This is a genomic window from Campylobacter sputorum (genome assembly GCF_002220775.1).
In the GTDB taxonomy this organism is placed as follows: Bacteria; Campylobacterota; Campylobacteria; order Campylobacterales; family Campylobacteraceae; genus Campylobacter_F; species Campylobacter_F bovis.
The window spans coordinates 1,235,593-1,262,047 of sequence record NZ_CP019685.1; the positions used below are offsets into that span (position 1 = coordinate 1,235,593).

Annotated in this window: 29 protein-coding genes and 2 tRNA genes; 11 read left to right on the plus strand and 20 right to left on the minus strand. The window is 29.5% G+C overall.

What is annotated here, in order from left to right:
• The first annotated feature begins 129 nt into the window (after window positions 1-129).
• From ribA to htpX, 5 genes are read left to right on the plus strand one after another with little or no spacing between them, the layout of a single operon-like run.
• The gene (ribA, locus tag CSPB_RS06140; protein WP_089193558.1) at window positions 130-699 is read left to right on the plus strand and encodes a GTP cyclohydrolase II; all 570 of its coding nucleotides are present in this window, start codon (window positions 130-132) and stop codon (window positions 697-699) included.
• A complete protein-coding gene (rsmG, locus tag CSPB_RS06145; protein ID WP_089189994.1) occupies window positions 692-1,234 on the plus strand; it encodes a 16S rRNA (guanine(527)-N(7))-methyltransferase RsmG in 543 nt (180 codons plus the stop codon). The genes ribA and rsmG overlap by 8 nt, the downstream gene beginning before the upstream one ends.
• Entirely contained in the window at window positions 1,228-1,470 is a 243-nt protein-coding gene (locus CSPB_RS06150; RefSeq protein WP_089193559.1) for a PP0621 family protein, read from the plus strand. The genes rsmG and CSPB_RS06150 overlap by 7 nt, the downstream gene beginning before the upstream one ends.
• Window positions 1,454-1,825, plus strand: a complete 372-nt coding sequence (locus tag CSPB_RS06155) for a hypothetical protein (protein ID WP_089193560.1) — start codon at window positions 1,454-1,456, stop codon at window positions 1,823-1,825. The genes CSPB_RS06150 and CSPB_RS06155 overlap by 17 nt, the downstream gene beginning before the upstream one ends.
• Window positions 1,812-2,675, plus strand: coding sequence for a zinc metalloprotease HtpX (htpX, locus tag CSPB_RS06160; protein WP_089193561.1), 864 nt, complete (start codon window positions 1,812-1,814; stop codon window positions 2,673-2,675). Before CSPB_RS06155 ends, htpX begins: the two co-directional genes overlap by 14 nt.
• Before the next feature lie 37 nt (window positions 2,676-2,712).
• Here htpX and CSPB_RS06165 read toward each other — a convergent pair whose 3' ends face one another.
• The 5 genes from CSPB_RS06165 to CSPB_RS06185 all read right to left on the minus strand — a co-directional run bounded on the left by CSPB_RS06165 (window position 2,713) and on the right by CSPB_RS06185 (window position 6,864).
• A complete protein-coding gene (locus CSPB_RS06165) occupies window positions 2,713-4,719 on the minus strand; it encodes a mechanosensitive ion channel domain-containing protein (protein ID WP_089193562.1) in 2,007 nt (668 codons plus the stop codon).
• 111 nt (window positions 4,720-4,830) lie between these two features.
• Window positions 4,831-5,322, minus strand: coding sequence for a putative metalloprotease CJM1_0395 family protein (locus CSPB_RS06170; RefSeq protein WP_193625233.1), 492 nt, complete (start codon window positions 5,320-5,322; stop codon window positions 4,831-4,833).
• 79 nt (window positions 5,323-5,401) lie between these two features.
• Complete coding sequence (locus CSPB_RS06175) at window positions 5,402-5,716, minus strand: HU family DNA-binding protein (protein ID WP_033916166.1); 315 nt, start codon at window positions 5,714-5,716, stop codon at window positions 5,402-5,404.
• 139 nt (window positions 5,717-5,855) lie between these two features.
• Window positions 5,856-6,407 carry an SCO family protein gene (locus CSPB_RS06180; RefSeq protein ID WP_089193564.1) on the minus strand — a complete coding sequence of 184 codons (552 nt, stop codon included), beginning with the start codon at window positions 6,405-6,407 and terminating at the stop codon, window positions 5,856-5,858.
• Window positions 6,408-6,426: 19 nt separating this feature from the next.
• Window positions 6,427-6,864 carry a copper chaperone PCu(A)C gene (locus tag CSPB_RS06185; protein WP_227484123.1) on the minus strand — a complete coding sequence of 146 codons (438 nt, stop codon included), beginning with the start codon at window positions 6,862-6,864 and terminating at the stop codon, window positions 6,427-6,429.
• 145 nt (window positions 6,865-7,009) lie between these two features.
• On the opposite strand from CSPB_RS06185, the gene CSPB_RS06190 reads away from it, so the two are divergent.
• From CSPB_RS06190 to CSPB_RS06210, 5 genes are read left to right on the plus strand one after another with little or no spacing between them, the layout of a single operon-like run.
• Window positions 7,010-7,981: a L,D-transpeptidase family protein gene (locus CSPB_RS06190; protein WP_089193565.1), complete on the plus strand. Its 972-nt coding sequence runs from the start codon at window positions 7,010-7,012 to the stop codon at window positions 7,979-7,981.
• Window positions 7,982-7,988: 7 nt separating this feature from the next.
• Window positions 7,989-9,008 carry an alanine racemase gene (locus tag CSPB_RS06195; protein WP_089193566.1) on the plus strand — a complete coding sequence of 340 codons (1,020 nt, stop codon included), beginning with the start codon at window positions 7,989-7,991 and terminating at the stop codon, window positions 9,006-9,008.
• A 4-nt stretch (window positions 9,009-9,012) separates the two neighbouring features.
• A complete protein-coding gene (prfB, locus tag CSPB_RS06200) occupies window positions 9,013-10,116 on the plus strand; it encodes a peptide chain release factor 2 (RefSeq protein WP_089193567.1) in 1,104 nt (367 codons plus the stop codon).
• A gap of 10 nt (window positions 10,117-10,126) precedes the next feature.
• A complete protein-coding gene (locus CSPB_RS06205) occupies window positions 10,127-10,450 on the plus strand; it encodes a type II secretion system protein (RefSeq protein ID WP_089193568.1) in 324 nt (107 codons plus the stop codon).
• 12 nt (window positions 10,451-10,462) lie between these two features.
• The gene (locus tag CSPB_RS06210; RefSeq protein WP_089193569.1) at window positions 10,463-11,107 is read left to right on the plus strand and encodes a tetratricopeptide repeat protein; all 645 of its coding nucleotides are present in this window, start codon (window positions 10,463-10,465) and stop codon (window positions 11,105-11,107) included.
• 16 nt (window positions 11,108-11,123) lie between these two features.
• On the opposite strand, the gene CSPB_RS06215 is transcribed toward CSPB_RS06210, so the two are convergent.
• Window positions 11,124-12,689, minus strand: coding sequence for a DNA polymerase III subunit gamma/tau (locus CSPB_RS06215; protein WP_089193570.1), 1,566 nt, complete (start codon window positions 12,687-12,689; stop codon window positions 11,124-11,126).
• Window positions 12,690-12,810: 121 nt separating this feature from the next.
• Here CSPB_RS06215 and CSPB_RS06220 point away from each other — a divergent pair, with 121 nt between their 5' ends.
• Complete coding sequence (locus CSPB_RS06220) at window positions 12,811-13,275, plus strand: hypothetical protein (protein ID WP_089193571.1); 465 nt, start codon at window positions 12,811-12,813, stop codon at window positions 13,273-13,275.
• A 3-nt stretch (window positions 13,276-13,278) separates the two neighbouring features.
• Here the strand turns inward: CSPB_RS06220 and rho are convergent, their stop codons facing one another.
• The 14 genes from rho to ftsH form a co-directional block, all read right to left on the minus strand.
• On the minus strand, window positions 13,279-14,577 hold the full coding sequence (gene rho / locus CSPB_RS06225; protein ID WP_089193572.1) for a transcription termination factor Rho: 1,299 nt from the start codon (window positions 14,575-14,577) through the stop codon (window positions 13,279-13,281).
• A gap of 500 nt (window positions 14,578-15,077) precedes the next feature.
• Window positions 15,078-15,152, minus strand: a tRNA-Met gene (locus tag CSPB_RS06235).
• A gap of 27 nt (window positions 15,153-15,179) precedes the next feature.
• Window positions 15,180-15,254, minus strand: a tRNA-Gln gene (locus CSPB_RS06240).
• 66 nt (window positions 15,255-15,320) lie between these two features.
• A complete protein-coding gene (locus CSPB_RS06245; RefSeq protein WP_033916141.1) occupies window positions 15,321-16,259 on the minus strand; it encodes an acetyl-CoA carboxylase carboxyltransferase subunit alpha in 939 nt (312 codons plus the stop codon).
• A gap of 2 nt (window positions 16,260-16,261) precedes the next feature.
• A complete protein-coding gene (locus tag CSPB_RS06250; protein WP_089193574.1) occupies window positions 16,262-17,473 on the minus strand; it encodes a beta-ketoacyl-ACP synthase II in 1,212 nt (403 codons plus the stop codon).
• A 23-nt stretch (window positions 17,474-17,496) separates the two neighbouring features.
• Window positions 17,497-17,730, minus strand: a complete 234-nt coding sequence (gene acpP, locus CSPB_RS06255; RefSeq protein ID WP_033916139.1) for an acyl carrier protein — start codon at window positions 17,728-17,730, stop codon at window positions 17,497-17,499.
• A gap of 54 nt (window positions 17,731-17,784) precedes the next feature.
• On the minus strand, window positions 17,785-18,528 hold the full coding sequence (gene fabG, locus CSPB_RS06260) for a 3-oxoacyl-ACP reductase FabG (protein WP_089193575.1): 744 nt from the start codon (window positions 18,526-18,528) through the stop codon (window positions 17,785-17,787).
• A 52-nt stretch (window positions 18,529-18,580) separates the two neighbouring features.
• Complete coding sequence (locus CSPB_RS06265) at window positions 18,581-19,450, minus strand: fumarylacetoacetate hydrolase family protein (protein WP_089193576.1); 870 nt, start codon at window positions 19,448-19,450, stop codon at window positions 18,581-18,583.
• Window positions 19,451-19,452: 2 nt separating this feature from the next.
• Complete coding sequence (locus CSPB_RS06270; protein ID WP_161492193.1) at window positions 19,453-20,433, minus strand: SAM-dependent methyltransferase; 981 nt, start codon at window positions 20,431-20,433, stop codon at window positions 19,453-19,455.
• Window positions 20,423-21,586, minus strand: a complete 1,164-nt coding sequence (locus tag CSPB_RS06275) for an acetylornithine transaminase (protein ID WP_089193578.1) — start codon at window positions 21,584-21,586, stop codon at window positions 20,423-20,425. Before CSPB_RS06275 ends, CSPB_RS06270 begins: the two co-directional genes overlap by 11 nt.
• Before the next feature lie 2 nt (window positions 21,587-21,588).
• Window positions 21,589-22,200, minus strand: a complete 612-nt coding sequence (locus CSPB_RS06280) for a trimeric intracellular cation channel family protein (RefSeq protein ID WP_033916190.1) — start codon at window positions 22,198-22,200, stop codon at window positions 21,589-21,591.
• A 30-nt stretch (window positions 22,201-22,230) separates the two neighbouring features.
• Window positions 22,231-23,745 carry a 2-isopropylmalate synthase gene (locus CSPB_RS06285; protein ID WP_089193579.1) on the minus strand — a complete coding sequence of 505 codons (1,515 nt, stop codon included), beginning with the start codon at window positions 23,743-23,745 and terminating at the stop codon, window positions 22,231-22,233.
• Between the two features lie 41 nt (window positions 23,746-23,786).
• Window positions 23,787-24,530: a CDP-diacylglycerol--serine O-phosphatidyltransferase gene (gene pssA / locus CSPB_RS06290; protein ID WP_089193580.1), complete on the minus strand. Its 744-nt coding sequence runs from the start codon at window positions 24,528-24,530 to the stop codon at window positions 23,787-23,789.
• Window positions 24,527-26,446, minus strand: coding sequence for an ATP-dependent zinc metalloprotease FtsH (gene ftsH, locus CSPB_RS06295; protein ID WP_089193581.1), 1,920 nt, complete (start codon window positions 26,444-26,446; stop codon window positions 24,527-24,529). Before ftsH ends, pssA begins: the two co-directional genes overlap by 4 nt.
• Window positions 26,447-26,455 lie beyond the last annotated feature (9 nt).

Here is a 26,455-nt window from a genome sequence, read left to right on the forward strand (position 1 = left end):
TCCTTTTTCGTAAAATGTTTATTAGTTTATCATAATTGCATTAAATATCTAATAAAAATTTAAATAACATAATTTATATATTATATTATTTAGTGTATTATAATGTCTCAAAAAATAATAGGATGTTTTATGCAAATAGAAATTTCACAAATAGCTAATCTACCATCACGTTTTGGTATGTTTAAAGTTCAATCTTTTAAAGAAGGTAAAAAAGATCATTTAGTTATATTTAAAGAGCCTTTTGGGGATATTTTAAATGTAAGAATTCACTCAGAATGCTTAACTGGAGATGCACTTGGAAGCCTTAAATGTGACTGCGGAGATCAGCTAGCAGCTAGTTTAAAATATATATATAAAAATACTGGCATGGTAATTTATCTTAGACAAGAAGGACGAAATATAGGATTATTAAATAAAATAAACGCATATTCTTTGCAAGATAAAGGCTATGATACAATTGAGGCAAATCATCAGCTAGGATTTAAAGCAGATGAAAGAACATATGAAATAGTGGATTTTATACTAAAACATTATGACATTAAAAAGATAAATTTACTTACAAATAATCCTAAAAAGCTTATGGGATTAAAATGCGTAGAAGTTGTAAAAAGAGTGCCAATAATTATAAAATCCAATAAATATAATGAAAAATATCTAAAAGTAAAACAGGAAAAAATGGGACATATGCTTGATGATTGATATACCTGATAATTTTTATGAAAAGTGTGATAAATTTAAAGAACTGCTATATAAATTTAACACAATTCATAGTTTTACAACATACAAAAACATTGATGATGTTATAGAAGATAGCATAAAACCTTTAGAGTTTTTAAATTTTTATCCTAAAAATGCTATTGATATAGGAAGTGGCGCTGGTTTTCCTGCTATTTTTTTGGCACTTATTTTAAAAGATTGTAAATGGAGTCTATATGAACCACACACTAAAAAATCGTCATTTTTAAACTATGTAAAAGTGGCTTTAAATTTAGAAAATATTATAGTTTATAATGCTAAAATTGAGAGTTGCAAAAAATTTATAGCCGATTTTATAACATCAAGAGCAGTTATGAAAACCAAAGATTTAATTAAAATTTGCAATGGTTTCTACGATGAAAATACAAAATTCCTTTTTTATAAAGGAAGTAGCGTAGAAGATGAAATTCAAGATTTAAATACAAAAATCTTTAATGACGGAGTAAGAAATTATCTATTTATGGAAAAATTATGTTAGTAAAAATTTTAGCACTTTTAGCCATTTTGTTTATTGTATATATTTTATTTTTTAAAATACAAAGAAAAAATGTAGAAAATAACACAAAAAAAAAGAAAAAAAATGCAAGTGCAGAAAATTTTGTAGAATGCGAGAAATGTTCAACTTTTGTAGAACTTAAAGATACTGTTTTAAAAGACGGTAAATACATATGCAAAGAGTGTATAAAAAAGGAGCAAAATGCAGATAATTGGTGATAGACTTGTAAATTACGAGCCGCTTATTTACACAAAAAATCCCAGTAATTTGAATGAGCATATTATATTTGATTATGATGAAAAAAATATACAACTTGCAATAAACTCAAATCTCAAATTTTCTTTAATAGTAAATGATAGTTACGAAGCAATTATGGCAAATGCAGTCGGTGCTAAATTTATAATTATCAAAAATGAAAACATAATACAAGAAATACAAAATTTGGCAACATACTATCTTTTTGATAGCAAAATAGCTATGATAGTAAATGACAAAAACGACATTTTAAGAGCTATAAAGCTTAGAATTGATGCTGTAATTTATAGGAGAGCAATAAAAAATGGAAATTTTTAAAACAACTTTTTTAATGGTGGCTTTAATGCTACTTTTTATATTTGTGGGATATTCTATAGGTGGAGAACAAGGTATGATAATAGCATTTTTAATGGCTTGTGCTACAAATCTTTTTAGCTACTTTTTTAGCGATAAAATGGTATTAAAACATTACAATGCAATAGAAGTTGATGAATCAAACGCAAGCGGACTTTATCAAATCGTGCGAAATTTGGCTACTAAAGCTGGCACTCCTATGCCAAAAGTTTGCATTATACCAGATAATACACCAAATGCTTTTGCAACTGGAAGAAATCCATCAAATGCTGTAGTTGCAGTAACTGAGGGGCTTTTAAATTTACTTGATGAAAAAGAAATACAAGCTGTGCTAGCTCATGAAATGAGTCATGTTAAGCATTATGATATATTAACTGGCTCTATTGCAGCGGTTTTTGCAGGAGCCATAGCAATGCTTGCAAATTTTGCACAATTTGGAGCAATGATGGGCGGAAATAAAGATGGAGAAAATAGAGGAAACCCTATTTTGATATTAGTGCTAGCTATAATTATGCCAATAGTTGCTACAATAATTCAAATGAGTATATCCAGAAGTAGAGAATACGCAGCAGACAAAGGTGCGGCTATGCTAACACAAAACCCACAAGGTTTGATAGATGCTCTTAGTAAACTAGAAAACTATGCAAGAAGTGGCGCTATGTTACAAAACGCAACACCGCAAAGTGCTCATATGTTTATAATAAATCCTTTTAGTGGTTTAAAAAATAGCTTTTCATCTCTTTTTAGAACTCATCCAAGCACACAAGATAGAATTAATGCGCTTAAAGAAATAAAAATGAATATGGGTTGGTAGATAAATTTAAAACAGAATATTCTGTTTTAAATTTAAACTAGTCCCTTAAATCTTTTGCATTTTCTAAATAAATGCTTCTAGTTGGAAAAGCAAATTTTACATGATGTTTTTCTAAGATATCCATTATCCTTAACATAACATCTTCTTTAACTGATAAAAACTCTGCCCAAACAACGCTTTTTGAAAAGCAATATATCATGATATTTATAGATGATTCACTAAATTCATCCAATACAACAAAAAGATTATTTTTATATCCAGCTAAATCATCAACAGAAACCATGCTTCTTCCATATTTAAATATTTCTTTTGAACTTGTTGTTTCCACAGGTACTGCTATACCAGGATGATTTGTTAGCATATCTTTTATATCTGCTATACAAGCTTTAATCTGATTAGGAGTAGTGCTATAATCTATACTCAAATACATCTTGATTTGCCTTCCAACTTTGCGCCTATTCCAATTTTTAACACTGTTATCCATTATTTTTGAATTTGGAACAAAAACAAGAGCGTTGTCAAATGTTCTAATGGTAGTTTTTCTAAGTCCAGTTTCTACAACTGTTCCTTCTACATTTCCACAAACTATCCAATCTCCTTGGGAAAATGTATTATCAAGTATAAGCATTATTGAGGCAAAAAAGTTAGCTATAATGTCTTTTGTTGCAAGAGCTATAGCCAAACCTCCTATACCAAGAGAAGCGACAAAAGCTGATACATTAAATCCAAGAGAACTTAAAATAAGCAAAATTGCTATAATTATTACTATTATATAGATCACTTTTATAAATAAATTTAAAATCTCTTTCTTTCCACCCTTTTTTGCAAGATGACCTATTATCATTACGCCATAACCATCCATAACGCTAGTTACCAACCAAGCATAAAGGAGAATATAGACTATATTTAACCCACTAGCAAATTTAATAGGAACGGGCGATGGATAGAAAAATATACTCATACTAATATCCACGCCATAAGCAAGGAGTAAAAATCCCATAGGCTTTTTAATGATATCAACAACTTCTTTTTTTACATTATCTTTATGGTCTTTGTTTTTTGAAAAAATAGTAAAAATAAAATATATAATATTTGCAAACGATTTTCTAAGAGAAAAGAAAAACAGCATAATCACAGATATTAAAACAACTTTTCCACTATTTATGGTTTCTACATCAAAAGGACTTCTTTGATTTATAAATTTTATAAATCCTTTTAAATTTAGGCTTGTAAAAAACATATTACTAGCAAGAAGATTTGTATTTGAAAGCAAAAATTCAAATATTTCTTCATATGTCTTTTTATGCAGTTCATAAATATAAAAATCTTCCTTATAAAGTTCTTGAGCACTATTATCAATGTCATTTTCTAAAATTTTTATTTTAGTAAAATTGTTAGTTTTTATATTCAATAGTGATTTTTCTATGATATCCTTTAATTCAGATTGATTAGTTCCTTCAATGAACATTTTTTCAATTTTTATCAATGTAGAATAAAAAATCTCACTAAGTTCTGTTGTATAAAGCTTGATTGCAGTTTTAATAAATTGCTCACTTTTAGTATTATTTTTATATTTTTTATAATCTCTTGTTAATTTTTTTTTCTCCTCAATATATTTCTCTATAAAACTTAATGGAAATTTTTGATTTGTTATGGCTGATGGAATTTTATTTAATAAATCTGTTTTGGTATTAGTTAATTTTTGCACTTCATCTTCGGTTGAGTTTTGATCATTTTGCCATTTTAGTATATCTATTTGTTTATTTATACCAATTAACTCATCTACAAATTCAAAAAGTGTATTTTTGAGCGTATCTTCGGTCTTTTCAGTGGTATTATCGTCAACGATTTTCTGAGCTATTATATTGACAAGCTCTTGATTTTGATTATCTTGGGTTAAATTTGCATCAACCATCTTTGATATATTTTCTGCTAGTTCTTGATTTTGAGACGACAAAACATTTGAACTATTATTATCAGTCGCATACAAAAAATTTAAACAAAAAGATATAAGAATAAAAATAGATATAAATTTGTTATTCATGAATTTCCTTGAATTATAAGAGTAAGAAATATTGGCAAAATTTACTATAAACAAATAAATATTTTTTAAATTACTGTAATGAAAATAATTTAAATATAATTGTATTAAATTTTAAAATAAACCTAAAATATTTGGAATTTCTGTATCATTGTATATTTTTAAAGGATTTTTTGAGCTAAATTTTACTTTTGTATCGATAAGCTCTTTTCTAAGTTCAGATTGTGCATTATTTTTCATAGCCTCAGCATTTGCGGCTATTTTTAAATCAGCAGAACTTGGATTAGATGGTGCTAAGGCTGCTCTTTTTATCTGCTCACTTTTTTGAATAGTTTCTCGCGGAGTTTTACCTTTGCTAGTATCAAGTATAACCTCGCCACCAACGGCATACTGCTTGCCATCTGGACCTTTTTCGTAACTATAATTTAGCCCTCTTGTAAGTCCAGCTCCACTTGCAAGATGTGCTGCCTCATGTGCTTTTACTTCACTATCTCTCTTTTGAAGTTTTGCAACCTGCAGCTTTTCTTCCTGAGAGAGTTCATTTTTGTTTTTATTATAATTATTTTCGTAAGGATTATTTGATGTAAAAGATGTGTATATTTGCACTATATCTCCTTATTTTATTTCATAAAGAGCATTAACAAGCAAAATGGATGTTATAAACATCCATTTTGTAAATAATTAATTATTTTTTCTTGCCTTTAGCAGGTGCTTTTGTTTTTCCACCATTTGCAACTGACTCTTTAAGTTTTTTACCAACTTTGAATTTAACTGTATTTCTAGCAGCTATTTTCATCTCTTTTTGTGTTCCTGGAACTTTTATAGTTCTAGCAGCTCTTTCTGATACACTAAAAGTACCAAAACCTACAAAAGTCATGCTTTCACCTTTAGAAAGTACCTCTGTTAAGCTTTCTAAAACAGCGTCTAATGCAGCTGTTGTATCTTTTTTTGTTAATTCTGCTTTTTCAGCAACCTTTTGAATGAAATCCGCTTTTGTCATGATGACTCCTTAAAAGAAATTAATACGATATATTTTACAATGTTTTTAAGGAATATTCAATAGTTTTTTAAAAAAAATATACTAAATTTCTTAAATTTTGAGCATTTATAAATAAAATTTTAGAAAATACAATGATTTTTTAGTGTTTTAAAAGCTCTTCTACGGAAGATTTTATTTCTTGCATTGTTAAATTTGTTACTTCTTTTACAAAATTTCCATCTTTATTAAAAAGATAAATTGCAGAACTATGTGCCACAGAATATTGCATCTGAGAGTCTTTGAGATCTACTATTTGGTATTTAACACCAAAATTTGATGTCATTTTATCAAGATTATCTACTACAATACCAACTGAGTTGGGGTAAAAATACTTCACAAATTCATCGGTTTCTTTAATTTTATCTCTTTTAGGATCAAGTGTTACAAATACAATCACAACATCATCTTTTTTTGGATGATTTTCTAAAGCAGTAGAGACGAGTGTTAAAGTAGTGGGACAAACATCTGGACAAAATGTATAACCAAAATAAAATATCTTATATTTTCCATCAAAAGAGTCCATTGTTACTTTCCCATTGATACTTTGAGCACTAAAATCATACTTGTTTTTATCTTTTAGTATATTTGAAACACCAAAACTAATAGCAAATATAACAACCGCTAAAGATATATATGTAAGAATTTTTTTCACAATGAACCTTTTTTATTTTTTAATGCATTTTAATAGGTTTAATTTCTTTAACAGGAACTTTATCTAATGTAACTGTTTGTCCATTATCAAAAGTAAGTGTCATTTTTACATTTTCTCCAACTACCATTGGTTTTTTAATGCCTATAAACATTACATGCAAACCTCCTGGTTTTAGCTCTGTTGTTGAGTTAGCTTTAATGTCTATTTTTGGCACTTGAATCATTTTTTTCATACCATTTTCTTCTATATGAGTATGAAGCTCTGTAACATCACTAAGACTATTTGTAGCTGAAACCAAAGCTATATCTTTATCAGTATTATTTTTAATTAACATAAAAGCACCGCTATTTTTAGCATTTGGTGGCGTAGCTTTTGCATAAACATTACTTACATCAATATCTGCTGCGTATGCAAACATCATTCCACTGACTATAGTTGATAAAAGTACTTTTTTCATTTACTCTCCTTAAAAATATAAATAAATTTAATTATATAATCAAATATTAAATATAAATTTATATACCATAAATTTAGATTTTAAGAAAAAATTTAATATAATCACAAATTATTTTATTTTAAATCAAAAATTTTGGAGTATTGTTTTGAAAAAAATAGTTGTTTTTGTTGTTTTATTTATTGGTTTATTATATTCAAAAAGTTTAGAGCAAATTTATCTTGAAGATGGCATAGAAGCTGTAAAAAAGATATTAGATGAAAATATCAAAAAATCAAATTTTTGGATAGATACAATAAAAGATATAGATGTAAAATATGGTTATTATGATAATAATACAACCATAATAACGGTAGACAAAGTCGGTAAAAAAATGAGTATGTATACATATGAGGATGGAAATCTTACAAATATTTTTCATCAAGATATCATTACCGGGGAACTTGGCGATAAATTTAAAGAAGGTGATTTAAAAACGCCAGTTGGTGCGTATGAAGTTACAAGAAGATTTACTCCGCCAAGCGATTATTATGGACCAATAGCTTTTTCTCTATCTTATCCAAATTTATATGATAAAATACTTGGAAAAACAGGTGGCGGCATATGGATACACGGATTTCCAAGTGATGGAAATAGAAAAAACGAGCTTACGACAGAAGGTTGCGTTGCACTTAAAAACGATTTGCTTTTAGAATTTGATGAACTTATGCAAAAGCAAACATCAAGAGCAATAGCTCTTATATCAGAATCAGGTGAAGCAAAGACTTCAAAAGATGATATTGCTATACTTTTAAGAGATATATTTTTTTGGAAACAAGCTTGGACTATTAGCGATATAGACAAATATTTAAACTTTTATGATGATAGTTTTGTTAGATATGATGGTATGAAATTTGATGATTTTAAAGTCATGAAAAAAAGGATATTTGACAAAAAAGAGAGTAAAAAAATTGTATTTAGTGATTATGAAATATCCCCATATCCAAACTCGCAAGGCAAAAAAATATTTAGAATAGCTTTTATGGAGCATTACGAAGCACCTAGTCATAAATTTCAAGGTCAAAAAACTCTATATGCTATGATAAAAGATGGTAAAATGAAAATTATTTTAGAACAGTAGTTTTAAAATGTCTGAAATTTTAATAAATTTAAATAATTTAAAACATAATGTTTCGCAAATTTCAACCAAAATAGGAAGTGTTAAGAAAATCATAGCAGTTTTAAAAGACAATGCTTATGGACATGGTTTAGTTTTAATGGCAAAAGAACTAGCAAATTTAGGTGTGCGTCATGCTTGTGTAAGAAGTATAGATGAAGCCAATGAGATAAAAGAATTTTTTGATGATATATTAGTGCTTTCACACATACCAAACGGAAATGAAAATATAACCTTTACATATGCTATAAATGATTTATCGGCACTTGAAATAATAAAAGAAAACTCAAAAATTCATTTTGCTATCGATACATTGATGCATAGAAATGGGATTTTGCAAAAAGATTTTGAACTTGCTTGTAAAATTGCCAAAAAAAGAAATTTAAAACTTCTTGGTGCATACACGCATTTCAGATCTGCTGATGAAATCAGTAGCGATTATTTTGCACAAAAAATGGTATATGAAAAATCAAAAAAAAGTTTAAAAATGGTAGCTTGTAAATTTGGATATGAAAATTTAGTTTTCCACTCTCACAATTCAGCTGCTACAAATAGAGCCGAGAAGATTGATGATGATTTTATAAGAGTTGGTATATCTTTATATGGATATAATGAATTTTGTGATACATTAAATTTAAAACCAATACTTAGCTTATGGGCAAATAGAGTTAGTAAAAGGGTTTTAAAAAAAGGTTGTTGCGTGGGCTATGGTGCGAAATTTTGCGCCAAAGAAGATATAAATATAGCCACTTATGATTTAGGATATGCAGATGGTCTTTTTAGATATAATGGAAATGGCGAACTTTTGATAGAAAATGGTAAAAAACTACTTGGTAAAATGTCTATGGATAGTTTTAGCTGTGAAGATAGCGGAGAAAAAATTTGTATTTTTAAAGATGTTACAAAATGGGCTAACTTTTTTAATACAATAAATTATGAAATTTTAGTAAAGCTATCGCCACGAATAAAAAGAAAAATTGTAATGGAGTAAAAATTTGGACAGTTATGAATATTTAGAGCTTCTAAAAAATTTAAAAAACAAAATAGAAAATATAATATCTATAATAAATCCCACTAAGGCACAAGAGCGTATAAGTGAGATAGAAGAATTTCAAAAAGATCCATTGCTTTGGAATGATGCAAAAAAAGCTGGTGCTTTAAATAAAGAAAAAACGAAACTAAGTAATATTTTATCTAGTTATGAAAAAGCAAAAAATGCCCTATATGATGCTAAAGATATTTTTGAATTAGCGCAAGATGAAAACGATCAAGAAACTATAAATTCTTTATTTGAAGAATCTTCAAATTTAGAAAATTTAATAACAAATTTTGAAATTCAAATGATGTTAAGTAGCCAAGATGATAGCAAAAATGCCATAGTTAGCATCCATCCAGGGGCTGGTGGAACAGAAAGCAATGACTGGGCAAGCATGCTTTATAGAATGTATTTGAGATTTTCTGAAAGAATGGGATATAAAGTCGAAACACTTGATTTTCAAGAAGGTGAAGAGGCGGGTCTTAAAGATGTGAGCTTTATTGTGCGTGGCGAAAACGCTTATGGATATCTAAAAGCAGAAAATGGAATACATAGACTCGTTCGCACAAGCCCTTTTGATAGTGCAGGACGAAGACACACAAGTTTTAGTTCTGTGATGGTAAGCCCAGAGTTAGATGACGATATACAAATAGATATAGAAGAAAAAGATATAAGATTTGATTACTATAGAGCAAGCGGTGCTGGGGGACAGCATGTAAATAAAACAGAAAGTGCGGTTAGAATTACACATATTCCAACAGGAATAGTAGTTCAATGTCAAAATGATAGAAGTCAGCACAAAAATAAAGCAACAGCACTAAAAGTATTGCAATCTAGGCTTTACGAATTAGAGCTAGAAAAACAAAAACAAAATACCCAAAATTCATCCCAAAAAAGCGATATAGGTTGGGGGTATCAAATACGCTCTTATGTGTTATTTCCCTATCAACAAGTAAAAGATGTCAGATCTAATATAGCATATTCGCAAACCGATGCTATATTAGATGGAGATATAAAAAAAGTTATCGAAGATGTGCTTATAGCACAAAAAAGTAATAAATAAAGGAGAAAATATGAATTACGAAGCAGTTTTAGTTCAGCTAGGTTACACACAAAATGATGCGAGTATAGAAAAGATTAAAAGAATATTATCAAAATGCGATTTAACGGATAAAGAACTACAACATATAGTAGAGTTAAATGACAAATTAAAGCCTTATCTTAGTTATATAACAATGTCAAATTCATATGATTATTTTAAAATAAAATATGAAAAATCACCGCAAAATATAAAAGAAGACATCATTAATATTATAGAAAATTGGTCTGATAAATACAAAATAGCTATACAAAAAGTTGAGAATAAAGAGACATACTATATAACTCATAAAATTTAAAAAGGAGAAAAAATGAAAAAAAATATAATTTTTTCTATACTTTTGTCGTTAATTTTTATTGGCTGTGCAACAACATCTAAAAATTTAAATGATAAAAATTATAAAAAAAATACAGCAGATAAATCCCCATTAACACAAAAACAGATAGAAGCCCAAACCTATAAGTTAGAAATTTTAAAAACCTCTTGCGATAATTCACAAAATCCACAAGTATGCGAACAAGTAGGCGATAGTGCAAATGCTTTAGAAAAATACGATATAGCTATAAAATATTATGATATTTCTTGCAAACAAAACTTTTTTTCATCTTGCATTAAACTTGCAAATGTTTATGAAACAGCAACACAATCTAACATAAAAGATGAGATAAAAGCTTTACAAATTTATGACCAAACATGCAAAAAGGGTGATAAATTTTCTTGCACAAAAGCGGGTAATTTCTTTTATAAAAAAGACGACATAAAAACAGCGCTTGAATACTTCAACTATGCTTGCGGTCTTTATGAGATGAAGTCATGTTTTTTGATGGCTGAAATATTTGAAAAAGGTAAAGGTGAAATTCCAAAAGACTTAGAAATAGCAAAAAATATATATACAACCATTTGTTTTAGAGGTGATAGTGATGGTTGTAAAAAAATGAAAGAACTAGATAAGTAAAACCTATTTATCTAGATTATGTGTTTTGTATTTGCGGATCTCCAAAGAGTCTGTTCATATAAGATATATTTTCATCTTCTTTGTTTTTATTTAAATTTAAACTTTGTTCATCATCAATTTTTATATCAGAAGTCTTTAATTCATTTAAAGAATTTTGAGTTTGCATTTCTTCATTAGTTTCGTTTTTTAAATTTCCATTTTCTATATTTTTGTCATTTTTTTGAATATTTTCTTCTTTTGTATAAGAATCTATTTTTATTTTGGTCTCTTTATCGAAAGTTTGTCTTAAAACTTTCATTATGACAGATGAACTTTTACGAAGAATATCTTGGTTTTCGCCACTGGCACTTGAGTTTAAAAACATTATATTATTCTCAAATTTTACAAACTCTATACATACATCAAAACATTTTCCAAGTTCATAACTTCTATCGTATAAATTTTTTAAAAATTCATCATAATGGGCTTTCTTAACTTGTTTTGGTTTATCAAAACTTACTTGTATAGAAGTATCTAAAGTATTTAATTTATCTTTTTCTAAAGAGGTTATCATTTCATCTATACTCTTTAAATTTGTAGCTTCCATCATCATAAAAAACATCAAAAGTAAAACAAAATTGTCATCTACATCCACACTAAGCATAGTTTTTGATTTTGATAGAATTTTAAAAAATCTTTCACAAAGCAACAAAGAATATCTGCTATCTTTATTTAAAAATTTATCTTTTAAATTAACAATCATCTCATCTATTATATTTTGAGTTTCATATCCTTCTAGTTCTTTTGCAAGGTTTATTAACTCGTTTTTATCGTTTTTAAGTATAGTTTCAAAAATTTTCTCTATTTTATCTGGGTCCAAAAGTCCAAGCATAGAAGAAACAGATGCTTTTGTTAAATTTGAGTTTGTAAATATTATAGCTTGATCAAGTAAAGTTAGTGTGTCTCTAAGAGAACCGCTTCCAGATCTTGCAAGTATTTCAGCAACACCATCTTCATATTTTATGTTTTCACTACTTAAAATAAACTGCAAGTGTTTTACTATTTCGTTTTTATTGATAGGTCTAAATCTAAAATGCTGCGTTCGTGAGATGATAGTAAGAGGCAGTTTTAATGGATCTGTTGTAGCAAGTATAAATTTAACATACTCAGGTGGCTCTTCAAGAGTTTTTAAAAGAGCGTTAAAAGCTTCTTTTGTAAGCATATGAACTTCATCTATGATAAAAATTTTAAATCTTGCTATAGCTGGTTTATATCTAGTTTGTTCTATAAGATCTCTTATATCATCTATTTTCCTATGGCTTGCAGCATCCATCTCTATAATATCAATGTGGCGATTTTCATTTGCCATTTTACAATTATCACAAACTTCACAAGGCATTGAAGTAGGTCCTTTTGAACAAACCATAGCTTTTGCAAAAATTCTTGCAGTTGATGTTTTGCCACTTCCTCTAAGTCCAGAAAAAAGATACGCATGACCCAATCTTTGTATATCAAGAGCATTTTTTAAACTTTTTACTACCTGATCTTGCCCTATTAATCCATCAAAGTTACTAGGTCTGTATTTAAGTGCTAATGCCAACAATTTTCCTCAAAATAAAATAAAATTATATTTTAACACACCATTCATAATAAATCTCTTTATATATCATAAATATAGTTTTATTTTGCTATAATGCTAGAAAATTGTATATGTGGGGATAAAAATGAATAAAAAAATAGTTATAATAATTATAACAATAGCTCTTATACTTGGAATTATTTTATCAAATATATCTTTTGAAAAAAACAAAAATAATATAATTTCAAAAGATCAAATATCTAAAAACCTAGAACCTTTAGAATGTAATTTATCAGAACATCCGTGCAAAGTGACTTATAACTCAAAAGAAATTGAAATATCTCTTAGTCCTACACCAATACAAGTAATGACACCGCTTGACTTATTAATTTCTGGACTTGATAGTGATATCAAAGATTTAAATGTGAGATTTAACGGTGTAAATATGGATATGGGAACAATTAAAGTAAATTTAAAAAGTGTTGGTTTAAAACATATGGCAACAGTCACACTTAGCGCTTGTGTTATTAGCGTAATGAGATATGAACTTGCCGTGTATTCAGGAGATAAAGATTTAAACATCAAAGTATATTTTGATGTTTATCAATAATCTTTAATCATTCATAACAGCCAAAAGCTCTTCATTATTTTTAGTTTTAAGCATTTTAGAATATAAAAATTTAAGAGCTTCTATGTCATCCATATTAGACATTGCACTTCTTATAATCCAAATTCTTTGCAAACTCTCTGGACCTTGTAAAAGCTCTTCTTTTCTAGTTCCACTTTTTAAAATATCTATAGCTGGATAAATTCTTCTATCGGATATGTTTCTATCAAGAACTATTTCACTATTTCCTGTTCCTTTAAACTCTTCAAATATAACCTCATCCATTCTTGAACCAGTATCTATAAGCGCTGTTGCAACTATAGTAAGACTACCGCCCTCTTCTATATTTCTAGCTGCACCAAAAAATCTTTTTGGTTTATGAAGCGCATTAGCATCCACTCCACCTGTTAAAACTTTGCCACTTGAAGGAGTTACTGTGTTATACGCTCTTGCTAGTCTAGTAATAGAATCAAGAAGTATGATTACATCTTTTTTCATCTCAACCAAACGCTTTGCTTTTTCTATAACAAGCTCCGCAACTCTTACATGATTTATTGCAGGTTGATCAAAAGTTGAACTATAAACCTCGCCCTTTACACATCTTTGCATATCTGTAACTTCTTCTGGTCTTTCATCAACCAAAAGAACCATCAAATGTGCCTCTGGATGGTTTATAGCAATACCATGTGCTAATTCTTTCATAAGTTCTGTTTTACCACTTCTTGGAGGTGCAACTATCAATCCGCGCTGTCCTTTTCCAATGGGCGTAAAAAGATCTAAAACCCTTCCTGTTAATTTTGAAGATTCATACTCTAAAACTATTTTTTTAGTAGGAAAAAGCGGTGTTAGATTATCAAAAAGAGGTCTATCTTTAGCTTCTTGTAAAGGCATATAATTAACTGCTTCTATTTTTAATAAAGCATAATATTTTTCTTGATCTTTTGGCTCTCTAACTTGTCCTGTAACTATATCCCCAACCCTAAGAGCGAATTTGCGAATTTGCGATTGGCTAACATAAGCATCATTGGCAGTATCGCTAAAATTTGCATCCATTGCCCTTAAAAATCCATAACCATCATTTGTAATCTCAAGAATTCCGGTAAATAGTATAAAGCCACCCTGTTTAGTTTGAGCTTTTAATATCTCAAAGCATAGTTCTTGTCTTCTAAATTCTCGCGGATTTTCAACTCCAATTTCTTCAGCTATATCAACTAAACTATTAATATCTAAAAGTCTTAAATCCTCTATCTTGTAGCCATCAACAGGAATGTGTGTCCTTTGATGCTGTTTTTTGCCATTTTCCATCGTTCCTCTTTAAATTTTGCGTAGAATCACAAAAAAGAATAAAAGTAGTTTTATAAAAAGATTATTTTAGTTAAATTTTTAAAAATTGTCAAGAAATACCAGCGTAAAATAAAATTGTAATACAACAACTTATTATTAATCTAGATTTTTTACTAATTTTTGGATTTACAATAAATATATCTTTGTAAATACCTAAATTTTTACCATTTAAAACTTTGTCTATAATAGAAATATTCATATAAATATCTAAAAAATAAACTATAAATAAGCTTATCATAATAAAATTATGCACATTTAATGCAAATACAATAAAACAAAGTAATATAAAATTTCCTTTTGACATTAAAAATAAAATGGGAAATTTTGTATAATTTTTTATATATTCTTGAATAATATCTAAAAAATTTTCACTTTTAACTAAATAAATATCAATAATCTCGAATAGGAAAAATATAAAAGAAAGATAAAATACATTCATATCATATTATAAACATTAAATTTGGTTGCAGAGGACGGATTTGAACCGCCGACCTTCGGGTTATGAGCCCGACGAGCTACCACTGCTCTACTCTGCGATAAAACCTAGCTTTACTAGATACTAGTGGATGGGGTAAGAGGATTCGAACCTCTGAATGACTGGACCAAAACCAGTTGCCTTACCGCTTGGCTATACCCCAATATCATAAAACGAAATATAATTATATCTAATCATAATTTAAATGTCAAGTATTTTAAAAACAAATTTAATTTTCTTTAAAAGCACCTATTTTTAAAATTTTATTCATTCTGTTTTTTAAAAGTTCATCTTTTGGAAGTTTATAAAGCTCATCTAATGTATTTAATATATAAGCCCCAATAGCTTTAGCGGCTCCATCTTTATCTCTATGTGCACCATTTATAGGCTCTTTTATAACATCATCTATCAAATTTAATTCCATTAAATCATCTGCTGTTATTTTCATTGCTTTAGTTGCTATTTCGTTTTTTAATGGATCATTCCAAAGAATAGCAGCACAACCCTCAGGCGAAATCACTGAAAACACTGAGTTAGTAAGCATAGCAAGTCTATCTACAACACCTATTGCTAAAGCACCGCCACTTCCTCCCTCACCAATAACTATAGCTATTGTTGGTGTAGCAATATCGCTTAGTGCAAACAAATTTCTAGCTATAGCCTCACTTTGTCCTCTCTCTTCAGCTCCAATCCCAGGATATGCACCAGGAGTGTCTATTAAAAATACAACAGGCAAAGAGAACTTTTCAGCCATTTTAGCAAATCTTAAAGCTTTTCTATAACCCTCAGGATGAGGCATCCCAAAATTTCTTTTTAGTTTATTCTTAGTCCCTCTTCCCTTTTGTTCACCTATTACCATAACTTTTTGCTCTGCAATATATCCAATATAGCAAACAATTGCTGGGTCATCTCTATAAGCTCTATCTCCATGAAGTTCATATGAATCTGTTAGCAAAGCTCTTATATAATCTAATGCGTAAGGTCTATCAGGATGTCTAGCAAGGCTTAAACGTTGAAATTCGTTTAAATTTTTATATGTTTTTGAAATTTCTTTTTCTAAATTTTTACCTAAAATTTCAACAGCATGAGTGTCACCTTTTATCTTAGCTACTGCTATACTCTCATCAAGTTGTTTGATATTTTTTTCAAAATCTAGATAACTAGCCAATTTTAATCCAATCTTTTAAAAATCAAAGAGCCATTAGTTCCACCAAAACCGAATGAATTGCTCATTACTGCTTTTAATTCAGCTTTTCTTGCTTTATTTGGAACATAGTCTAAATCACATTCTTCATCAGGTGTTGTATAATTTATAGTAGGGGGAATGATACCTTCTTGCATAGCCATTAAACAAATTACAGCCTCAATTGCTCCAGCAGCACCTAAACAATGCCCAGTTTGACCTTTTGTTGAGCTAACAGGAGGAACTTTTGAACCAAAAATTTGCTTTAATGCAGCTGTTTCATTTTTATCATTTATAGATGTTGAGGTACCATGTGCATTAATATAATCTATATTGATATTTCCAGCCATTTGCAATGCTTTTTTCATGGCTCTAGCAGGTCCATCTACTACTGGAGAGGTTATATGATAGGCATCTCCACTTTCACCAAATCCTACTAACTCTGCATAAATTCTAGCTCCTCTAGCAATAGCATCTTCATAACTTTCCAATACCAAAGCAGCAGCACCTTCTCCCATAACAAAACCATCCCTGTCTTTATCAAATGGTCTTGAAGCAGTTTGTGGACTATCGTTTCTAGTTGAAAGTGCTTTCATAGCTGCAAATCCGCCTATACCAACAGGGCATATAGCAGATTCAGCTCCAACAACAAGCATTTTATCAGCACAACCTAACATTATAGATTTTGCAGCTTCGCTGATAGCATGAGTGCCAGCAGCACAAGCAGTAACACATGATAAATTGGGGCCTTTTAAAGAATGATTTATAGAAATAACTCCGCCTAGCATATTTACTAGTGCTGATGGTATGAAAAATGCAGATATTCTTCTTGGCCCTTTTTCTAAACATGTATTAGAGTTTTTCTCAATATTTGGAAGCCCTCCTATACCAGCAGCAGAACAAACACCAAAATTTTCACCATCATAGATTTCAAATTTAGCATCGTTCATAGCATCTTTTGCTACTTTGATGCCAAGTTGAATAAATCTATCTAATTTTTTAACTTCTTTTGGGTCTACTACATTTAAAGGATCAAAATTTTTAATCTCTGCTGCAATTTGAACAGGAAAATCTGTAACATCAAATTGAGTAATTCTATCAACACCGCTTTTGCCTTCACATATAGCTTTAAACGCACTATCTTTATCAAGTCCTAATGCATTTATCATCCCGATGCCTGTTATAACAACTCTTTTCAATGTATATCCTTAAAAATTTATAACTATTTATTTAAATTTTCTATATATGTTACAACATCTTGAATGCTAAGTAATTTTTCAGCATCACTATCAGGGATAGAAACATCAAATTTTTCTTCTAAAGCCATTACTAATTCAACAACATCTAGAGAATCAGCGCCTAAATCTTCTATTATTTTAGACTCAAGCTTTACGCTTTCTGGACTAACACTAAGTTGCTCTACAACCACATCTCTTACATCTTCAAATACTGCCATTTACAGCTCCTTATAAAAATTAAAATACAATTATAAAATATTTTAGCTTAAAAACTACATATAAAGCCCACCATTTATTTTTAAAACATCTCCTGTTATATATGATGAATAATCACTTAACAAAAATGCAACGCCGTTTGCAACATCGGTTGTGCTTCCAAATCTTTTTAAAGCAACTGCATCTGTATATGATTTTTTGATATCATCGCTAAGCTTATTTGTCATGTCAGTTTCTATAAAACCAGGCGTAATACAATTAAAACGAATATTTCTACTAGCACCTTCTTTGGCAAAACTTTTTGACATTGCTATCATACCACCTTTACTTGCAGAATAATTAACCTGACCAGCATTTCCCATCTCGCCAACAATAGAAGCGATATTAACAACAGCACCAAAGCGTTTTTTACTCATTACTTTTAATGCTTCTCTTGAGCCAATAAAAGCAGAAGTTAAATTTGCTTCTATCACACTTGTAAAATCCTCCAGCTTCATACGAAGCGCTAATTTATCATTTGTAATACCGGCATTATTTACAAGATAACTTAATTCGCCATCACTTTGCATAATAACATTTATAGCATTTATAAACTCTTCTTCATTTGATGCATCAAATTTTATTACAGCTGCCTCGCCACCATTTGAGCGAATATCATCTGCTAAAGCATCTGCTATATCTGGATTTGAGCGATAATTTATCCATACTTTTAAATTAAAACTTGCTAAAACTCTGCATATCTCTGCACCTATACCTTTACTTCCACCTGTTACTAAAACATTTTTTCCACTAAATTTCATTTTATTCCTTAATTTTAATATTTTTTAATATTACAAGAAAATTTTAAATTTATTATAAAATTTCATTTTCTAAAACGCCAATACCTTGTATTTCACATCGTATTTTATCACCACTTTTTAAAAACTTAGGTGGATTAAGCCCCATACCAACACCACTTGGAGTGCCCATAGATATCACGCTTCCTGCTTTTAGTTTCATACCTTGACTAAGTTCAGATATGACAAATTTTTCATCAAATATCATATATTTTGTATTTGAACTCTGCCTGATTTCATCATTTACAAAGCATTTTATATCTAAATTTGAACTATCTATCTCATCTGTACTAACTATCATTGGACCTATTGGGCAAGAACAATCGAGACTTTTACCAAAATAAAACTGCTTATGGCGATTTTGCAAATCTCTAGCACTAATGTCATTTATGATTGTATAACCAAATATATAATCTTTTGCATCTTTTATATCAACATTTTTTGCATCTTTTGATATGATAACCCCAAGCTCTACTTCATAATCAAGCTTAGAAGTAATATCACCATGAGAGCATATAATATCACCACTTCCAATGGCTTCATTTACTCTTTTTGAAAAATACACAGCGTATTCGCGTTTGCCATCAAAGTTTAAATTTTTAAATTTATAACTTTCTCTTGCGTGATCCATATAATTTATACCAAGACATATCACATCTTGACGCGGATTAATGGGTGCTAAAAGCTTTATTTTATTTATATTTATTCCACCGCTTTTAGCTGATAAATCTTTTAAATTTTGCATATCGTTAGAAGAATGATTTACTATAAAATCATGCATATCACTAAAATCTACATTTGCTTCTTTAAATTTAAAAACAGATCCATCTATGCCTAAAATACCAAGAAAAATAGTTTCATTTTCTTTAAAAGTTATAAATTTCACATTTAATCCTTTTTAAACTCAATTATTTTAAATCTATCCCCCATAATACGAGGATCTACAAGATATTTAACCTGCGATATAGCGTTTTGATAAGCCTTAAATCCTGCATTTTGTTCTATTTCTTTTACTATATCCATAATGCCAGCATTTATAAGCCAAGAGCCTTGTTTATCAAATTTAACCATTTTAAAACCATTATTTTCAAATACTTTTTTTACAAGCTTAAAATTTACATCATAAGTTATATCGCTAATGCCAAAAAAATCTTTTAAATTTGAAAGTTCAAAAAAATTATAAACTTGATGGTTTTTATAAACTCTAAGCGTGGATTTTTGAGTGTTATTCATATCGCCATAATCAGCAGTTAAAAACCAACATTTTTTAGATGAGTTATAAATTTCTTTTACAAAATTCTCTAAATTGATAGGTATTTCACCATTTTGTATATCAAATTTGTTTGATAAAAGCAAAGTTTGTTCGTCTATTTTTTCAAACCTTAAATCATCATCATTAACATATAGCATTTTGTTATCTTTAATAACTTCACACGCAAAAGTATCTAAAAGCTCATTACTTATAAAAAATGCATTTTCAAAACTACACTCTTTTAAATTTAAATGATGATATATAGTTATTTTATCTTTAAAACTTTGTTTAAATTTAAGTTGTTGTATTTTCCTTAAATTTTCATGTGGTTCTATAATGTGAAATTTTAAACTCTCTAAAATGTTTTTATCAAAACTATATAAGCCTTGTATAAAATCAACCATCATACTACCATCATTTGCACCTATTTCTATAATGTTACAATTTTGATTGATTTGTCCACTTTTTACCAAATTTATAAAATATTTTCCAAGAGTTAGACCAAAGATAGACCCAACACTCACAGAGGTGTAAAAATCTCCGTTTTTTCCTACATTTACACTACTTTTATAATAATTATGATTTAACCAAATTTCGAAATATTCACTAAATTTCATAATCATCAAGTGCGTTTTTAAATCTTTTAAAACCTTCTTCCATCTCTTTTTTGTTTATATTTAAAGGCGGTAAAAAGCGCAAAGTATCTTTGCCCGATTTTAAAACAAGAAGTTTGTTTTTAAGACATAAATCATAAATTTTACTAAAATCAATTCCATTATTTACTTTTAAACCAAGCATAAGTCCAAGACCTGTTTTTTCTTTAAAAATTTTAGGATATTTTGATACGAAGATACTAAGTCCATAGTTAAAATCGCTAATAGTATGGTCTAGTTTTGAGCTTTTTTTAAGTTTATTTAACTCTTTTAAAACGCATAATCCAGCAGAAGTTGCCAAGAAATTGCCACCAAAAGTACTTCCATGATCTCCTAATTCAAATATATCTTCTCTTACAACACAGGCTCCTATTGGCACACCACCTGCTAATCCTTTTGCAAAAGTTATAACATCAGGTTTAATGCCATAGTGTTTAGATGTCACAAACTCACCAGTTCTATACACGCCACACTGAACTTCATCAGTTATCAAAAGTAAATTTTTCTCTTTTAAAACTTTGGCTAATCTTTGAACTTCTGATTTATCAAGTGCTTTTATTCCACCCTCGCCTTGCACAAGCTCAATCATAACTCCAATAGTATTTTCACTGATATTTTTTATAATCTCATCAATGCTATCAAAAAATTTAAATCCCTCAGGATATGGCGCAAAACAATCAGGATGAAATTTATCTTGACCATTTGCTTTTAGCGTAGCCAATGTTCTTCCATGAAATGAGTTGCTCAATGTTAGTATTTCAAATTTATGCTTTTTAAATTTAACATAGCCATATTTTCTAGCATATTTTATAGCACACTCATTTGCCTCACAACCGCTATTACAAAAAAATGCATATGTTTTGTATCCAAGTGTATCGCTTATGAGTTTTGCAAGTTTTTCTTGAGTTTTTATATGATATAAATTTGAACTATGAATAATGTTTTTGGCTTGATTTTGTATAGTTGAAATAAGCTTTTTATGAGAATGACCCAAAGAACAAACACCAATGCCTGAGCCAAAATCTATATACTCTATAGATTTATTATCATAAAGTCTAGCACCCTTACCATAAACAAAGCTAATATTAGCCCTATTAAATAAATTCATCAAATTCATTTTTACTCCAATGTTCCTAAATTCCATTGCCTATAATAAGCTAACATTCTAAATGCTATCCCAAAAGATAAAAGACAAATAAATGTTATGATATTATTATCTATTCCTATTAAATGAAGCAAATAATATATCGCACTTATGAGTATAGCAACGCTTCCATAAAGTCCGCTTAACAAAAACCAAGGAACTTCATTTAAAACAATATCCCTTAAAAGACCACCACAAACTCCGTTTATAAACCCAATGGCTATCACACCAAATACATTATAATTATACTCTATAGCGACAATTGAACCTACTATAGAAAACGCAACCACATCTATAGCATCTGTAAATACAAAAGCAGCGTGCGTTTTTATCCTATCGTTTTTATGAAGTTTTAAAATAATTGCAAGAGTCATAACAACTATTACAATTGAGCATGGCATATAATGAGTAAAAGAATAAAGTGGACGACCAACTGTGATATCTCTTAAAATACCGCCACCAAGCGCTGTTAAAAAAGAGGATATAAAAATGCCTAAAAAATCACATTTCTTTGAAACACCAAAATAAAACCCACTAAGAGCAGCTGAGGCTATGCCGATATATTCAGACAAAAGAACTATATCAATATCCACTTTTTATCTTTTTTATTTAATAATTTATTTCATAATAAGATAGCTATTTAAAGCACCAATATATGCTTTTGCAGTAGCCATCATAGTATCAACATCAAGTCCATGACCCATTACAGCTTTTTTTCCATCAAACTCTACTTTTACAACAACTTTAGCAAGTGCATCTTTTCCTTGTGAAACTGCATCAACTTGATAATCTTTTAAAACACCATCTATATTTGAAATTCTATCAATTACTTTAAATATTGCATCAACAGCACCGTTTCCAAGTGCTGAGTCACTTATAATATCATCATTATGTTTTATGCTTATTGATGCACTTGCATGGGCTTTATTACAAGAATTTGAACTAAGAGCAATAATTTCATAAGATTTAGGAATTTTTGTTATCTCGTTTGCAACTAAAGCCCTTAAATCATCATCAAATATATCTTTTTTCTTATCTGCCAAATCTTTAAATTTAGAAAATGCTCTATTCAACTCTTCATCATTTAAATCATAACCTAAATTTAAAAGCTTATCTTTAAAAGCGTGTCTTCCACTATGTTTACCAAGGACTATAGAATTATCGTTTTCTACACCTATGTCTTTAGAAGACATTATCTCATAAGTTTGAGGATGTTTTAAAACACCATCTTGATGAATACCACTTTCATGAGCAAAAGCATTTTTACCAACTATAGCTTTATTTGGTTGAGGTTCAATTCCTGTAATACTAGCAACAAGTCTGCTAGTTGTATAAATTTCTTTAGTTATGATATCTGTATAAAATGGCTCAAATATATCTTTTCTTGTTTTGATATTCATAACTATCTCTTCAAGTGCTGCATTTCCAGCCCTTTCGCCAAGTCCGTTTATGGTGCATTCAACCTGCCTTGCACCAGCTTTTAAGCAAGCCAAAGTATTTGCAACCCCAAGCCCTAAATCGTTATGATTATGCACAGAAACTATAGCTCTTTTTCCTATAAAATCGCTCATTTGCTTTACCATATCAGCAAGTTCGTTTGGAAGTCTGTATCCTACTGTATCTGGTAAATTTATAGTCGTAGCTCCAGCTTGCAAAACAGCATCAACTATCTCTTTCATAAAAGATATTTCACTTCTACTAGCATCTTCGCAACTAAACTCAATATCATCCACAAATGTTTTAGCATAAGTTACAGCATTTACAGCTTTTTTTATAACTTCATCTGGTTTTAATTTTAATTTATACTCCATGTGTATTGGACTTGTAGCTATAAATGTATGAATTCTTTGATTTTTGGCTTTTGATATAGCCATAGCAGCAGACTTTATGTCATTTTCGACAGCCCTTGCTAAAGAACAAACTTTTATCTTATCAACTTCTTTTGATATCAAGTCTATAGCATTAAAATCACCTAAACTTGCGGCCGCAAATCCTGCTTCTATAACATCAACACCTAATTTTTCAAGTTGTAGTGCGATTTGAATTTTTTCTTCTATATTCATGGAAGCACCTGGGCTTTGTTCTCCATCTCTTAAAGTAGTATCAAAAATAATAATTTTATCGTTACACATATTTTGCCTTTTATTTTAAATTTAAAAAATTATTTATAAAGTTAAAATTTATTTTGAATATTTCTTGAAAATTTTGCTTTATAAATACTATAAATAGCTCTAATTATACCATATAAAACATATCCGCTTGTCAGGACAAAAGCAAATTCTAAAGGGTATAGATATAAAAGAAAAAATATTAATAATATCCACACTAAAACTTTCAAAAAGCTTGCTTTTTGATAATCAATTTTTTTAAAACTAGGATATCTTATATTACTCACCATTAAAAGTGCAAGACCACTAATAACAAAAATTAACAACCATTCATAACCTTTCATAAAAGAATACTCTAAATAAAAAGCAATCCAAACAGAAGTTACAACTGCTGCAGTTGGTATTGGAAGACCTATAAAAACGCTTGGCTCATAAGTTCCAGTAGTCACATTAAATCTTGCAAGTCTAATGGCACCAAAAACAACAAACATACTTGCCACTAAAGAGCCAAATTTACCAAAACTATGACCATATGTAAAATAAAACAGCATTGCAGGAGCAACTCCAAAGGCTATTATATCAGCTAAACTATCAAACTCTAAACCAAATTTGGATGTAGTGTGCGTAAGCCTTGCGACTCTTCCATCAAGACCATCTAACAATAAAGACAAAATTATATAAAGTACCGCTTTACCATAATGACCATTTGCTGCAGAAATAATGCTTATAATCCCAACAAACGCACTTGCTGCTGTAAATAAATTGGGTAAGATATATATAATTTGCGGCTTATTGTTATTTTCTTTCATACTTCAATCTCTTCTTTTTCATCTTTGTTGGAGATATTTAATCTACTTGGAAGAGAATTTTCTTCTTCGTATTTTTTAATAATTTCTCTAACTTGTTCTCCTGTTATAGTTTCTGTTTCATATAACGCACTTACCATATTTTCTATAGCACCACTATAAGTTTGCAGAGTTTTTAGAACTTCTTCAAATCTCTCATTTAATGTTTCTTTTACGAAATCATCAAGCTTTTTAGCCATATCATCACTATAATCTTTTAAACTTTGTCCGCCATTTAAAAATACATTTCTTTGTTTTTCTAGAACCATAAGACCAGCAATATCACTCATTCCATACATCGAAACCATGGCTTTTATAATATCTGTTGCTCTTTCTAAATCATTACTAGCACCAGTTGAAATTTCTTTTATAAATACTTGTTCAGCTGCTCTACCACCAAGAAGCACATCAACTCTTGCTATTAGTTCATGACGCTGCATAAGAAATTTATTTTCTTCAGGGGTATTTAATGTATAACCAAGTGCAGCTAGTCCTCTTGGAATTATAGAAACTTTTGTAACTTTTTCAGCACCTTTTGTAACTTCAGATATCAGGGCATGACCACACTCATGATAAGCTACTATTTTTTTCTCTTTTGCATTTATACGGCGAGATTTTTTCTCAAGTCCAGCTATTGCTCGCTCTACAGCTTCTACTAAATTTTGTTGATTAACACTTGGACTTGCATTTCTTCCAGCAAGAAGTGCAGCTTCATTTATAATATTTGCTAAATCTGCTCCAGCAAGACCGGCAGTTAATCTAGCTAGTGCTTCTAAATCAACATCGCTTGAAAGTTTTATATCTTTGCTGTGTGTTTTAAGTATAGCAACCCTTCCTTCAAAATCAGGCTTATCAACCAATACTTGTCTATCAAAGCGTCCTGGTCTAAGAAGTGCAGCATCTAAAACCTCTGGTCTATTGGTCGCTGCTAAAACTATAACAGGACTTGAATCTGAACTAAATCCATCCATCTCAGCTAAAAGTTGATTTAGCGTTTGTTCTCTTTCATCATTTCCCCCATTAAAGCCATTTGCAGCCCTACTTTTACCTATAGCATCAATCTCATCTATAAATACTATCGCAGGAGCTTCTTTTTTTGCGTTTTCAAAAAGATCTCTAACTCTGCTAGCACCAACGCCGACAAACATCTCTATAAAACTAGAACCAGAAACTGAAAAAAATGGAACATTTGCCTCTCCCGCAACAGCTTTTGCAAGTAAAGTTTTACCAGTTCCAGGAGGTCCTACCAATAAAACACCTTTTGGAATTTTAGCTCCAAGAGAGATATATCTATCTGGAAATTTAAGAAAATCAACTATTTCTTTTACCTCTTCTTTTGCTTCTTCAACACCAGCAACATCATTAAATTTAACTTTTGGCTTTTCTGAACTAACAAGTTTTTTACTACTTCCGATACCTAAAATTCCACTTCCCATATTTTTTTGCATACGACTTGCAAGAAACATCCATATACCAAAAAATATAAATATAGGAATTACCCAAGAAAAAAGTATATCACTTAACCAATTTGTCTCACTATATGCGCCATATGGAATTCCGTTTTCTTCAAGCAAGGTGATTAGAGTATTGTCATTTACTTTTTTTGCAACATAAACTATTTTCATACCGCTTGATGAAGATATACCTTTTATAGTTGTATTACCTATCGCAACTTCGCTTATATTTTTATTTTTTATAAGATTTTTAAATTCTGAGTAAGCTATATTTTTTGTAGAAGCACCTTGTTGTCCAAATCCTACACCACTTTCTGAAAATCCCCTAAAAACCATTACTAATACTATAGCAAATATTGCAAAAACTAGTATTGGATTTTTATTAAAAAAATTATTTCCATTATTTTTATTGTCGTTATTATTCACTACTGTTCC

Coding starts and splice junctions, on each gene's coding strand:
- ribA (WP_089193558.1), top strand. CDS start 130: ATGCAAATAGAAATTTCACAAATAGCTAATCTACCATCACGTTTTGGT.
- rsmG (WP_089189994.1), top strand. CDS start 692: ATGATTGATATACCTGATAATTTTTATGAAAAGTGTGATAAATTTAAA.
- CSPB_RS06150 (WP_089193559.1), top strand. CDS start 1,228: ATGTTAGTAAAAATTTTAGCACTTTTAGCCATTTTGTTTATTGTATAT.
- CSPB_RS06155 (WP_089193560.1), top strand. CDS start 1,454: ATGCAGATAATTGGTGATAGACTTGTAAATTACGAGCCGCTTATTTAC.
- htpX (WP_089193561.1), top strand. CDS start 1,812: ATGGAAATTTTTAAAACAACTTTTTTAATGGTGGCTTTAATGCTACTT.
- CSPB_RS06165 (WP_089193562.1), bottom strand. CDS start 4,719: ATGAATAACAAATTTATATCTATTTTTATTCTTATATCTTTTTGTTTA.
- CSPB_RS06175 (WP_033916166.1), bottom strand. CDS start 5,716: ATGACAAAAGCGGATTTCATTCAAAAGGTTGCTGAAAAAGCAGAATTA.
- CSPB_RS06185 (WP_227484123.1), bottom strand. CDS start 6,864: ATGAAAAAAGTACTTTTATCAACTATAGTCAGTGGAATGATGTTTGCA.
- CSPB_RS06195 (WP_089193566.1), top strand. CDS start 7,989: ATGTCTGAAATTTTAATAAATTTAAATAATTTAAAACATAATGTTTCG.
- CSPB_RS06205 (WP_089193568.1), top strand. CDS start 10,127: ATGAATTACGAAGCAGTTTTAGTTCAGCTAGGTTACACACAAAATGAT.
- CSPB_RS06210 (WP_089193569.1), top strand. CDS start 10,463: ATGAAAAAAAATATAATTTTTTCTATACTTTTGTCGTTAATTTTTATT.
- CSPB_RS06220 (WP_089193571.1), top strand. CDS start 12,811: ATGAATAAAAAAATAGTTATAATAATTATAACAATAGCTCTTATACTT.
- rho (WP_089193572.1), bottom strand. CDS start 14,577: ATGGAAAATGGCAAAAAACAGCATCAAAGGACACACATTCCTGTTGAT.
- acpP (WP_033916139.1), bottom strand. CDS start 17,730: ATGGCAGTATTTGAAGATGTAAGAGATGTGGTTGTAGAGCAACTTAGT.
- fabG (WP_089193575.1), bottom strand. CDS start 18,528: ATGAAATTTAGTGGAAAAAATGTTTTAGTAACAGGTGGAAGTAAAGGT.
- CSPB_RS06270 (WP_161492193.1), bottom strand. CDS start 20,433: ATGAAATTTAGTGAATATTTCGAAATTTGGTTAAATCATAATTATTAT.
- CSPB_RS06275 (WP_089193578.1), bottom strand. CDS start 21,586: ATGAATTTGATGAATTTATTTAATAGGGCTAATATTAGCTTTGTTTAT.
- CSPB_RS06285 (WP_089193579.1), bottom strand. CDS start 23,745: ATGTGTAACGATAAAATTATTATTTTTGATACTACTTTAAGAGATGGA.
- pssA (WP_089193580.1), bottom strand. CDS start 24,530: ATGAAAGAAAATAACAATAAGCCGCAAATTATATATATCTTACCCAAT.